Consider the following 11,904-nt stretch of genomic DNA (forward strand, 5'->3'; position numbering starts at 1 on the left):
TGGTCCGCGCGATCGTCGCCCGTGACCAGCACTGCCAGTACCCCGACTGCGACCAGCCACCCGGGGCCGGGGAGATCCACCACTCCCTGCAGTGGTACCGCGACGGCGGGCCCACCAGCGTGGAGCACGGCATCCTGCTGTGCTGGCACCACCACGACTGGGTCCACACCCACGGCACCACCATCGTCCGCGCCACCGGCCGCTGGTCCTTCTACACCCGCCACGGCCAGCTCATCACCACCAAGCACGAACAGACCTGAAACCCGAGGGGACAGGTCTGCCCACCACCCGGCACGGGCGGTGGGCAGACCGGAGATCGGCGTGTGTCAGCCGGTCCTGCGCCGGTACATGGCGCCGGCGCCGGCGTACGCGGCGGCGAGGATGCCGACGAGCCAGGCGAGGGCCACCCCGATGTCCGAGCCCACCGCGTCCCCGGCGAAGAGGGCTCGCACCGTGTCGACGATCGCCGTCACGGGCTGGTGCTCGGCGAACCACGCGACCGCGGCCGGCATCGTGTCCGTCGGCACGAACGCCGAGCTGATGAACGGCAGGAAGATGAGCGGGTAGCTGAAGGCGCTCGCGCCGTCGACCGTCCGCGCGGCGAGCCCGGCGATGACCGCCACCCAGGTGAGCGCGAGGGTGAACAGCGCGAGGATCCCCACGACGGCGAGCCACTCGGCCACCGACGCCCCGGTCCGGAAGCCCAGGAGGACGGCGACGCCGATGACGATCGCCACCGAGGCGAGGTTCGCGACCACCGAGGTGAGCACGTGCGCCCACAGCACGCTGGAGCGGGCGATCGGCATCGACCGGAAGCGCTCGACGATGCCGCCCTGCATGTCGAGGAAGAGCCGGTAGGACGTGTAGGCGATGCCCGAGGCGATGGTGATGAGCAGGATGCCGGGAAGAAGGTAGTCGACGTACGCGCCCCCTCCGCCCGTGTCGATCGCCCCGCCCAGCACGTAGACGAACAGCAGCATGAGCGCGATCGGGGTGACCGCCGTCGTGATGATCGTGTCGGGGCTGCGGAGGACGTGGCGCAGCGAGCGGCCGGTGAGGGCGCCGGTGTCGGCGAGGACGTGGGCGGTCATGACAGCTCCTTCCCTGCGGGCGTGGAGTCGTCGGGTCCCCCGACGAGGGCGAGGAAGACCTCCTCGAGGGTGGGCTGCTTCTCGACGTACTCGACGGTCGCGGAGGGCAGCAGCCGCTTGAGCTCGGCGAGGGTGCCGTCCTGGATGATCACGCCCTCGTGGAGGATCGCGATGCGGTCGGCGAGCTGCTCGGCCTCGTCGAGGTACTGCGTCGTGAGGAGCACGGTGGTGCCGCCGTCAGCCAGCTGCTTGACCGTCCGCCACACCTCCACCCGCCCCTGCGGGTCCAGACCGGTGGTCGGCTCGTCGAGGAAGATGACCGGTGGGCCACCGACGAGGCTCATCGCGATGTCGAGCCGGCGCCGCATCCCACCGGAGTACTCCCCCGCCTTGCGCCCGCCGGCGCCGGTGAGGGAGAAGCGGGCGAGCATGTCGTCGGCGACGGCGGCCGGGTCCGCCAGGTGACGCAGCCGCGCGACGAGGACGAGGTTCTCCCGGCCGGTGAGCACCTCGTCCACGGCCGCGAACTGGCCGGTGAGGCTGATCGACTCGCGCACCTCGCCGGGCTCCGCGGCGAGGTCGTGGCCGAGCACGCTCGCGGTGCCGGCGTCTGCTCGGACCAGCGTCGAGAGGATCCGCACGAGCGTCGTCTTGCCCGCGCCGTTCGAGCCGAGGAGCGCGTGGACGGTGCCTGCGGCGACGTCGAGGTCGACGCCCCGGAGGACGTCGAGCTCACCGAAGGACTTTCGCAGGCCGCGCACCCGGACGGCGGGTGCGGCCGTGGCCGTCGCGCTCACTCGTCCCTCACCTCCCCACCATCACCGGCGGCGGCGTCGATCGCCGTCGTCAGGCGGGTGCGCTCCTTGTCCTGCCACTCCTTGCCGCCGTAGGCCCGGGCGAAGGACTCGGTGAAGTCCGCGGGGTCGTCACCGACGATGGCCCGCACCGGCGTACCGTCGATCGCCGCCCGCTCCCACAGGTCGGCAAGGTCGGTGACCATCGTCGTGAGGGTGTCGCCGTCGGTGACCCCGCTGCAGCTCATGAGGTACCGGTGCATCGCCCGGGCGGCCGTCCGGTGCGGCTCGGGGAGTGCGGCGATGCGCGCCATGTCCGCCCGGTACTGCTTCTTCTGCTCGAGCGACCCCGTGATCGCCTCGATCCACTTCCCCACCATCGTCATGCCCTTTCGTCGTCGTCGTTGTCGTGGAGCTGTCCGATGCGCTCGGAGAGGAACGCCCACGTCCGCCAGAACTCGGCGAGCCGCTCCCGTCCCTGCGCGTTGAGCGAGTAGACCTTGCGTGGCGGGCCCTTCTCGGAGGGCACCTTCTCCACGTCCACCAGGCCACGCTGCTCGATCCGGATGAGCAGCGCGTACACGGTGCCCTCGGCGATCTCCGCGAAACCCCGATCACGCAGCCCGGCGGTGATCTCGTACCCGTACGCCGCCCTCTCGGCGAGGAGCGCGAGCACGATGCCCTCGAGCGTCCCCTTGAGCATCTCCGTCATCTGGCTGGCCACGGACTCTCCTCTACCTAGCACTACTGGGTACCGATACACAGTAACGCTAGGTACCGGTACTTGGCAACACTGAGTACCGAGCCCTCTCTGTAACCTGTGCCGATGCCAGCCGCGTTCACCCCACCGCCGGACTTCACCACGCGCCCCACGCTCCAGGGCATCTTCGGGATGACGGCGTCGACGCACTGGATCGCCACCGCCACCGCCCAGTCCGTCCTCGAGCGCGGGGGCAACGCCTTCGACGCCGCCGCGGCCGCGGGCTTCGTCCTCCACGTCGTCGAGCCGCACCTCAACGGCCCGGGCGGCGACATGCCGGCCATCTTCGTCACGGCCGACGCCCCGGGAGAGCCGGTCGTCCTCATGGGCCAGGGCCCCGCGCCGGCCGCCGCCACCCGTGAGCACTTCCACGACCTCGGGCTCGACCTCGTCCCGGGGGCGGGTGCGCTCGCCGCGGCGGTGCCCGGCGCCGTCGACGCCTGGCTCGTCCTCCTGCGTGACCACGGCACCTGGGACCTCGCCGACGTGCTCGCCCCCGCCATCGGCTACGCCCGCCACGGTCACCCGGTGCTGCCCGCCGTCTGCCGCACCATCGCCCAGGTCCGCGACCTCCTCACGGAGCACTGGCCCACCTCCGCGGCCCAGTGGCTGCCCGGCGGGCGCGTGCCGGAGCCGGGGGAGCTCATCCGCAACGAGGCCTACGCGCGCACCCTCGAGCGGCTCGTCGCCGCCGGCACCGGGGGCCGCGTCGCGCGCATCGAGGCGGCCCGCAGCGCCTGGCGCGAGGGCTTCGTCGCCGAGGCGGCCGCGGCCTTCGCCGCCGTGCCCCACCGCCACTCCGACGGCGGGACCTACGCGGGCGTCCTCACGGCCGCGGACTTCGCGGCCTTCTCCGCCGGCTACGAGGCGCCGGCCACCGCCGAGTTCCGGGGCCACACCGTGGCGAAGACCGGCGCGTGGGGGCAGGGCCCCGCGCTGCTCCAGATGCTCACCGTGCTCGACGGGCTCGACGACGAGCACCTCGACCCGTCCACCGCCGTCGGCGCCCACACCCTCCTCGAGGTCCTCAAGCTCGCCCTCGCGGACCGGGACGCCTACTACGGCGACGACGACGCGGCAGCCGCCGCACTCGAGCACCTCCTCTCCCCCGGGTACGCCGCCGAGCGGCGCGCCCTCATCGGTGACACCGCGAGCGCCGAGGTCCGTCCCGGCCGGGTGCCGGGGCGCGCCCCCTTCGCCGCCCCGCTGCGCGAGTCCTACACCCCCGCGCCGGCCGGCACCGGCGAGCCCACGGTCTCGCGCGCGGGCGTGGTACGCGGGGACACCTGCCACATCGACGTCGTCGACCGCTGGGGCAACATGATCTCCGCGACGCCGTCGGGCGGGTGGTTGCAGTCCTCCCCGACGATCCCCGAGCTCGGCTTCTGCCTGGGCACACGGTTGCAGATGATGTGGCTGGAGGAGGGCGCGTCGTCGTCGCTGGAGCCGGGGCGCAGGCCGCGGACGACGCTGAGCCCCACCCTCGTCCTGCGCGACGGTCAGGCGGTGACGGCGCTCGGGTCACCGGGCGGGGACCAGCAGGACCAGTGGCAGCTGCTCTACCTCGTGCGCACGATCGTCGGCGGCTACAGCCCGCAGCAGGCGATCGACGCGCCGATCTTCCACACGCGCTCGATGCCCGACTCCTTCTGGCCGCGCACCTGGGCGCCGGGCAGCGCCGTCGTCGAGGACCGGCTGGGCGAGGACGTCATCGCCGGGCTCGAGCGGCGCGGCCACCGGGTGACGCGCGCCGGGGACTGGTCGCTCGGGCGGCTGTCGGCCGTCACCCGCGACCCCGCGACCGGGATCCTCGGGGCCGCGGCGAACGCGCGCGGCATGCAGGGCTACGCCGCGGGCCGCTAGGCCCGACCCGCCGCCGGGCCGGTGGTGACGGGCGGGAGTGGGGCCGTCTCCCCCGCGGCCTCGGCCACCGGGGCGGCCACGGCAATCCCGGCCGCGGCGGCGAGCAGGACGAGCGCGCCGGCCACCGTAGGGCGGGCCCGCGCGCGAAGAGTGCCGCCGTCGTCGTCGGTGGTGAGGGACAGGGCGAGGACCGCGGGCAGCCAGCCCCACAGCAGTCCCCAGTGCGCGCCGGTCACGAGGTAGGTCCCCGCGAGACCCGACGGCATGCGGCCCTCCGCGAGCGCCCCGGCCACCGCCGCGACGAACGGGACCGCGGCCGTCACCGCACCGGCGAGGACGGCGCACATCCAGTACGCGGCGAGCGCCGTGGGGACGGGCGCCTCCCGCCGTCGGACACGGACGAGGGCGAGCCCGGCGGCGTAGGCGCCCGCGACGGCAAGGGCCGAGAGCGCGGCGAGGACCAGGGGCCACGGCGCTGGCGCGGCGAGCTGGCCTATCGGCACGGTCTCGGGGGCGAGGAGGTCGAGGAGGTCGAGGAGGTCGAGGAGGTCGAGGAGGAAGCCCGACTCCTGCCGGCTGAGCCACTCGACCGCGCCGCTGACGAGCCACAGCGTCGCGGCGAGGAGGGCAGGCACCCATGCCCGGGCGTGTCGCACGGTGCGAGGCTAGCGGGCCACCGAGCCGGAGAACCGCCGTTCAGGTCTCCGGCACGGACGTGGCCCGGGAGCCGACCGCGCACGCGCACGGCCGGCTCCCGGGACCAGGGTTCCTCAGAGGTTGGCGGGACCGGCCTTCTCGGCGCTGGTCTCGGCCGTGGACAGGCGCTCGCTGCGCAGCTGCTCGAGCACCTCGCGCTCGGCACCGGACTCGGCAGCGGGTGCCTCGAGCTGCATCTGCATGCGCATCTGCGCCTGCTCGGCGAACTGGCCGCGGAGCTCGCCGCGGATGCGGTTGTCGCTCTGCGCGACGGACTCGTTGCCCGTGCCGTCGAGGTTGCCGCGGATGATGTTGTCGCTGACCTGGACGTGGCCGGAGGTGCCGGCAACCGTGACGTTGCCGCCCCACACGCTCGTGCCGAGGTCGCACTCACCGAGCGCGCCGCCGGCACCGAGCTGGACGCCCTCGCCGTTGCTCGCGAAGGTCGCGTGGCCATCGACCTCGCTGCCACAGACGAGCGCGCCGTAGTCGGCGCCGGTGACCGTGAGGGCACCGCCGACCACGGAGTCGAGGATGTCGGTGTACTGCGTGTCGCTCGCCTCGACGGCGCGGTTGACGACGGTGCTCTCGAGGAGGACCGACCCGCCCGTGGCGAGGACCCGGCCGGAGAAGTCGGCCTCGTAGGTCCAGAGGAAGGAGTCGGGGTTGACGTTGGCGTTCGCCGTGTAGGCGTTGGCCGTCGTGTAGTCGAGGTAGACGCCGTAGGCGCCGCGGTTGACGACGTTGCCCGTGACGGTCGAGTTGACGAGGTCGAGGTAGCCCTCGCCCTGGACGGTGACGTTGCCGTTGACCGTGAGGCCGTCGGCGACGAGGTCGGCACCGGCGGCCACCCGCACGTTGCCGTTGATGACCGTGTCCTCGAGCGAGCAGGCGTCGCCCGCGCCGACGACGAGATCACCGGGGACGGTGACACCGCCGGCCTCGCCGTCGCAGAAGGTGGTCAGCGCGGCCTGCGCGGGCGCGATCGCCCCGAACCCGGCGAGCGCCAGGCCCCCGATGAGGACCGTGGTCATTCTCTTTCGCATGGTTTCTCCTTGTGCGGTGACATTCCCCGGCACAGCGACGACGACGACGTCGACGGCCTGCGCACGGAGGCGGTGGATGGCGAGGGTGGCACCGCGAGCTCGTCAGAGCTGCGCACGGCGAGACGCCGGTACCTCCACGCTCGTGCCCATGACCGGGCGAAGCACGACCGGTGCGGGCACCGGCACGTGCGACGAACGCGACTTTCGTGACTCCATCTGTCACTCCTGCCCACTTGACGACATCGCTGTCGGGGCAACCCCCAGGAGGGAGTCAATCGTCTCCGCGCCGAACTGGCAAGCCCCTTTGGAAGATTGATGATCAAAAGTTGACGCGACAACCGGACACAGTTGGCAAGGCCGAAGTTTGTGTGTCGTCTTTTGCTTGACCTTCATCAGAAGTCGGCCTAGGGTCGAGGGCGTTTGGTGATATGCCTCACGCCTCGGTAGTCGCAACGACGCGCTCGCTCCTCTGCGCACGCGTCGTCGTCGGGGGGTCCTGCCGGCGAGGTGCGTACAACCGAGGTGTCTGTCGAGACGACGGGAGCCTCCTACATGACAGACACGTCCGTTCCGCGCACCGACGGTGCGCTCTCACGTCGCAGCGTCCTCGCCGGGGCCGCTGCCGCGATGTTCGTCCCGGCGTCGGTCGCCGCCCTCGGGTCCACCGCGGGTGCCGCTGCGCCCCCGCCCACCACCCGTGGCACGGCAGCCACCGCCACCGGCGCGACCGCCACCGCCCGCTCGACCGCGGGCACGGTCCACCAGATCACGATGTACGTCGAGGACCTCGGGGGCGGGCAGACCGGCTACGGCCTGGAGCCCGGCAAGGCGACGATCCCCGGGCCGCTCCTCGAGATGTACGAGGGCGACACGATGGAGATCACGCTCGTCAACACGACCGACCGCGACGTCTCCATCCACCCTCATGGCGTCCTGTACGACGTGAACTCGGACGGGTCCCCGTTCAACAACTCCTACAACGGCCCGGGCGAGACACGCACGTACGTCTGGCGCACCACCGGGGAGAAGTCGCTGGGCCGCTGGTCGCGCCCGGGCACCGCCGGCTACTGGCACTACCACGACCACGCGATGGGCACCCCGCACGGCACGGGCGGCGTCGCCGCCGGCCTCTACGGGGGGCTCATCGTCCGTCGGCAGGGCGACATCCTGCCCGACCGTCAGTTCACGATGGTCTTCAACGGGATGCTCATCAACAACAAGATCGCGCCTGACACGCCGATGTTCGAGGCCAACCACGGCGAGACCGTCGAGTTCATCTGCATCGGCCACGGCGACATGTTCCACACCTTCCACCTGCACGCACACCGGTGGGCCAACACCCGCACGGGCTACCTCGAGGGCCCGCGGGACTCGAGCCAGATCATCGACAACCGGGACCTCAACGGCGGTGACTCCTTCGGCTTCCAGGTGATCGCCGGTGAGGACGTCGGCCCCGGCGCGTGGATGTACCACTGCCACGTCCAGTTCCACTCCGACGCCGGGATGTCCGGCATCTTCCTCGTCCGCAACGCGGACGGGAGCATGCCCGACGGCGCCCAGGAGTCCATCGACTGGTTCCACGACCACGAAGGGAGCGGTCACCACTGACACCGGCGGCCACGGCACCGTTGCCCGGCCGCACTCGTTCGTCACACAGGGGGAGAATTGACCACGAACCATCCACGCCCGTCCACCGCCGGACGGGCACAGCGACTCCGGAAGACCGGGGTCCTCAGCGTGAGCGCGGCGCTCATGCTCACGATGTCCGCCGGCCCCGCGCTCGCCGCGCCGGGCAGCGCGACCGCCGCGTCCGCCGTCGCCAAGAACCGTGCCGCCCAGCCGGCCGCGGACGTCAACGTCCTCGTCTTCCACGGGGACCCCGAGGCCCAGGAGGACCCGGTCCTCGAGGCCGCCGCCGCGATCCAGGAGCTCGGCGCCGAGAACGACTTCGACGTCACCGTCTCCGGGGACCCGGCCGACTTCACCGAGGAGAACCTCGACGGCTACCGCGGGGTCGTCTTCCTCTCCGCCGACGGCACCGAGCTCGACGGCGCGCAGGAGAGCGCCCTGCAGGACTTCGTCGGCGACGGCGGAGGCTTCCTCGGGGTGCGTGACGCCGTCAACGCCCAGCCCGAGTCCCAGTGGTTCACCGGGCTGCTCGGCGCACGCCCGGCGGGCGCCCGTCCCACGCCGGAGGAGGTCGCCACCGTCTCGGCGACCGGTGACCAGCCCAACAACGAGCGCGCCGTCAACCTCATCGACGACGACCCGAGCACGAAGTGGCTCTCCTTCGCACGGACCGCGACCATCTCGCTCGAGCTCGTCGAGCCCGCCGTCGTGACGAACTACGTCATGACCTCGGCCAACGACTTCGCCGGCCGCGACCCGGCCACGTGGACGCTGCGCGGCTCCACCGACGGCGAGACGTGGGTAGACCTCGACGCCCGCAGCGACGACTTCCCCCAGCGCTTCCAGCGCAAGACCTACGAGTTCGACAACGACACCGCCTTCCAGTACTTCCAGCTGGACATCACGGCGAACAAGGGTGAGTCCGCGACCCAGCTCGCCGACCTCCTGCTCTTCACCGACGAGTCGATCGACCCACCCGTCGTCGAGATCCCGGTGAACGAGGCGACCGTCAACGTCGTCGACCGTCAGCACCCGGCCAACGAGGGCCTCCCGCTGAACTGGACCCGCTCGGACAAGTGGCTCAACTGGGACACCAACCCGATCGGAGAGGTCCACACCGTGGCCCAGGTCCAGGAGTGGGACTACGACGCCGGCGACACCGCCAACGGCCCGTTCCACCCCATCTCCTGGTGCCGTGACTACGACGGCGGCCGTTCCTTCTACACCGGCATGGGCGGCACGCCCGGCAGCTGGGACGAGGACGCGTTCCGCAGCCACGTGCTCGGCGCGATCCAGTGGTCCGCCGGCCTCGTGCGCGGGGACTGCCAGGCCACCATCGGCGACAACTACGAGATCGAGCGTCTGACGACGACGAACACGGCCGGGACGCTCGACCAGATCGGTGAGCCGCACGGCCTGACGATCACCGACGACGGCACCGTGTTCTACGTCGGCCGCGGCGCCTGCCCCACCGGCCCGATCGCCTCGTGGGACCAGGAGAACGTCGGCCTGGGCTGCGGCAGCATCCACCAGTACGACCCCGAGTCCGGTGAGGTCACCCTGCTCACCGTGCTCGACGTCTTCGGCAACCGCGGTGGCGGTGGCGAGCTCGTCAAGACCGAGGAGGGCCTGTTCGGCGTCGAGCCGGACCCGAACTTCGCGGAGAACAACTGGCTCTACGTCTACTGGATGCCCTACGAGTCCATCGACACCGAGGACCGCATCGGCATGCGCACCGTCTCGCGCTTCACCTACGACCCCGAGGGCCCGAGCATCGACCTCGACTCCCGGGTGGACCTGCTCGAGTGGGAGACCCAGATCCACAGCTGCTGCCACGCCGGCGGCGGCATGGGCTTCGACGACGACGGCAACCTGTACGTCGCGACGGGAGACGCCAACTCCTCCCAGGGCTCGGACGGCTACTCCGGGAACAACTGGACCCTGGACTACAAGGGCGTCTCGTTCCAGGACGCCCGCCGCACGTCGGGCAACACCAACGACCTCAACGGCAAGATCCTGCGGATCCACCCCGAGGCCGACGGCACCTACACGATCCCCGAGGGCAACCTCTTCACCGGGGACGAGGGCAACGGGGACCAGGCGCGCCCGGAGATCTACGTCATGGGCGTGCGCAACCCCTCGCGCATCCAGATCGACCCGGACACCGACTGGCTAACCGCCGCGTGGGTGGGCCCGGACGCTTTCGGGCCCAGCCCGGAGCTCGGCCCGGCCAAGTACGAGACCGCCACGATCATCACCTCGGCGGGCAACCAGGGCTGGCCCTACTGCATGGGCGACCGTCAGCCGTACCGTGACCGGAGCAACGAGGACGCCAGCGTCCTCACCGACTGGTACGACTGCGACAACCTGGAGAACACCTCCCCGCGCAACACCGGGCTCGTCGACATCCCCGACGCCCGGGACAACATGATCTGGTACGCGCCCGGTGGCGGCGGCCCGGTCTTCCCGCGCGACGAGGACGGCGTCCCCAGCTACGAGGAGGACGAGGTCACCTACACCCAGCCCTACCTGCGCGGTGGTGGCCAGGCCGTCATGTCCGGCCCGACCTACCGCCTGTCCCAGGTGGACCAGGAGAGCGACATCGCCTGGCCGGAGTACTGGGAGGGCAAGTGGCTCATCGGTGACCAGTCCAACTCCAACAACCGGGTGGCCATCACGGCCGACCCGGAGGGCGTGGACGAGCAGGCACCCCCGGCGTTCGCCGAGGACCTGCGCCACATCATCCGCGCCGGTGGCGGCGGCAACCAGCTGCAGAGCTGGATGGACGCCGACTTCGGACCGGACGGTGCGCTGTACCTGCTCGACTACGGCAGCGGCTTCTTCACCCTGCACGAGAACCAGAAGCTCATCCGCATCGCCTACACCGGTGGCCCGGCGACCCCGGCGCCCACCGCGCACGCGGCGAGCGTCCAGAGCAGCCCGCTGACCGTCCAGTTCACCGGCTCCCGCTCCGGCGGCGTCTCGTGGCACTGGGACTTCGGGGACGGCACGACGTCCACCGAGGCCGACCCGCAGCACACCTACGACCGGGTCGACGAGTACACCGCCACCCTCACCGTCACCTACGCGGACGGCACGACGGAGACGGTGGAGACCGCCGTCGCCATCGAGTGCGCCGTCCCGGACGCGCGGGACACGGTGTGGATCGGTGACGTCGACACGGGCGTCGCCAACGACGACCTCGGTGGCTGCACCATCGCCGACCTCATCAACGACGAGGGCGAGTGGGACACCCACGGCGCGTTCATCCGCCACGTCAACGAGCTGGTGCGCCAGCTCAAGAACGACAGGGTCATCACCGGCCGCGAGGGCGCCCAGCTGAGCAGCGGGGCCACCCGCTCCGAGGTCGGGCGTCCGGGACACACCGGCTACCGCTGGCTCTTCGACGGGACGTCCGCGTCCCTCGAGGACTGGCGCCAGGCACCGGGCGGGCACTTCGAGCTGCTGCCAGGCGGGTCGATCCTGACCCGCGGCGGCCTGGGGATGCTGTGGTACGAGGCCGAGGAGTTCTCCGACTTCTCCCTCAAGCTGCAGTTCCGCGACGTGTCGGAGGGCAGCACGTACGCCAACGGTGGCGTGTTCGTCCGCTTCCCCGACCCGACTGCCGCCGAGCAGCCGGAGTGCGGGCAGAACCAGTCCGAGGCCTGGGTGGCGATCATGTGCGGCCACGAGATCCAGTTGTACGACGGTCCCTCCGGTGAGCCCCAGAAGACGGGGTCGGTGTACAACTTCGCACCGAACACCCTCGAGGAGGCCGGCGCGACGGACAAGGGCGTGTGGAACGACTACGAGATCCGCGTCGTCGGCCAGCAGTACACGATCCTGCGCAACGGCGAGGTCATCAACGAGTGGGAGAACTCGCCGGGCCAGGAGTCGTCCCGCGCGGGTGACCCGCCCACCGACCTGCGCCAGTTCGCCAGCGGGTTCATCGGCCTGCAGAACCACGGCAACAACGACCTCATGGAGTACCGCAACGTCCGCGTGCGGGACCTGTCCTAGGTCAT

The 11,904-nt window shown here is 71.4% G+C and carries 10 protein-coding genes; 4 read left to right on the plus strand and 6 right to left on the minus strand.

Translation table 11 applies throughout. The features are described from left to right. On the plus strand, positions 1 to 260 hold a 260-nt coding region (locus GD632_RS16115; protein ID WP_193311519.1), incomplete at its 5' end, for an HNH endonuclease signature motif containing protein. 66 nt (positions 261 to 326) lie between these two features. On the opposite strand, the gene GD632_RS15460 is transcribed toward GD632_RS16115, so the two are convergent. The 4 genes from GD632_RS15460 to GD632_RS15475 are packed head-to-tail and all read right to left on the minus strand — an operon-like array spanning position 327 to position 2,609. Next, complete coding sequence (locus tag GD632_RS15460) at positions 327 to 1,091, minus strand: ABC transporter permease (protein ID WP_152193112.1); 765 nt, start codon at positions 1,089 to 1,091, stop codon at positions 327 to 329. Beyond that, positions 1,088 to 1,888, minus strand: coding sequence for an ABC transporter ATP-binding protein (locus tag GD632_RS15465; protein WP_152193113.1), 801 nt, complete (start codon positions 1,886 to 1,888; stop codon positions 1,088 to 1,090). The genes GD632_RS15460 and GD632_RS15465 overlap by 4 nt, the downstream gene beginning before the upstream one ends. Continuing rightward, complete coding sequence (locus tag GD632_RS15470; protein ID WP_152193140.1) at positions 1,885 to 2,265, minus strand: DUF1048 domain-containing protein; 381 nt, start codon at positions 2,263 to 2,265, stop codon at positions 1,885 to 1,887. The genes GD632_RS15465 and GD632_RS15470 overlap by 4 nt, the downstream gene beginning before the upstream one ends. 2 nt (positions 2,266 to 2,267) lie before the next feature. Further along, a complete protein-coding gene (locus GD632_RS15475; protein WP_152193114.1) occupies positions 2,268 to 2,609 on the minus strand; it encodes a PadR family transcriptional regulator in 342 nt (113 codons plus the stop codon). Positions 2,610 to 2,711: 102 nt separating this feature from the next. Between GD632_RS15475 and GD632_RS15480 the strand changes: the two genes are divergently transcribed. Continuing rightward, positions 2,712 to 4,508: a gamma-glutamyltransferase family protein gene (locus GD632_RS15480; RefSeq protein ID WP_226924924.1), complete on the plus strand. Its 1,797-nt coding sequence runs from the start codon at positions 2,712 to 2,714 to the stop codon at positions 4,506 to 4,508. Here GD632_RS15480 and GD632_RS15485 read toward each other — a convergent pair. Next, entirely contained in the window at positions 4,505 to 5,164 is a 660-nt protein-coding gene (locus GD632_RS15485) for a hypothetical protein (RefSeq protein WP_152193115.1), read from the minus strand. The genes GD632_RS15480 and GD632_RS15485 overlap by 4 nt on opposite strands. A 114-nt stretch (positions 5,165 to 5,278) precedes the next feature. Next, a complete protein-coding gene (locus GD632_RS15490; RefSeq protein WP_152193116.1) occupies positions 5,279 to 6,250 on the minus strand; it encodes a hypothetical protein in 972 nt (323 codons plus the stop codon). Between the two features lie 552 nt (positions 6,251 to 6,802). On the opposite strand from GD632_RS15490, the gene GD632_RS15495 reads away from it, so the two are divergent. Further along, positions 6,803 to 7,858: a multicopper oxidase domain-containing protein gene (locus GD632_RS15495; RefSeq protein WP_152193117.1), complete on the plus strand. Its 1,056-nt coding sequence runs from the start codon at positions 6,803 to 6,805 to the stop codon at positions 7,856 to 7,858. 144 nt (positions 7,859 to 8,002) lie between these two features. Next, complete coding sequence (locus GD632_RS15500; protein WP_152193142.1) at positions 8,003 to 11,899, plus strand: ThuA domain-containing protein; 3,897 nt, start codon at positions 8,003 to 8,005, stop codon at positions 11,897 to 11,899. The last annotated feature ends 5 nt before the right edge of the window (positions 11,900 to 11,904 follow it).

The organism is Georgenia satyanarayanai (genome assembly GCF_009193135.1).
Taxonomy (GTDB): Bacteria; Actinomycetota; Actinomycetes; order Actinomycetales; family Actinomycetaceae; genus Oceanitalea; species Oceanitalea satyanarayanai.

Bases quoted from the DNA above. Each gene is read 5' to 3' on its own strand.
- GD632_RS15490 (WP_152193116.1), bottom strand. From the start codon at position 6,250: ATGCGAAAGAGAATGACCACGGTCCTCATCGGGGGCCTGGCGCTCGCC.
- GD632_RS15495 (WP_152193117.1), top strand. From the start codon at position 6,803: ATGACAGACACGTCCGTTCCGCGCACCGACGGTGCGCTCTCACGTCGC.
- GD632_RS15480 (WP_226924924.1), top strand. From the start codon at position 2,712: ATGCCAGCCGCGTTCACCCCACCGCCGGACTTCACCACGCGCCCCACG.
- GD632_RS15500 (WP_152193142.1), top strand. From the start codon at position 8,003: ATGCTCACGATGTCCGCCGGCCCCGCGCTCGCCGCGCCGGGCAGCGCG.
- GD632_RS15460 (WP_152193112.1), bottom strand. From the start codon at position 1,091: ATGACCGCCCACGTCCTCGCCGACACCGGCGCCCTCACCGGCCGCTCG.
- GD632_RS15470 (WP_152193140.1), bottom strand. From the start codon at position 2,265: ATGGTGGGGAAGTGGATCGAGGCGATCACGGGGTCGCTCGAGCAGAAG.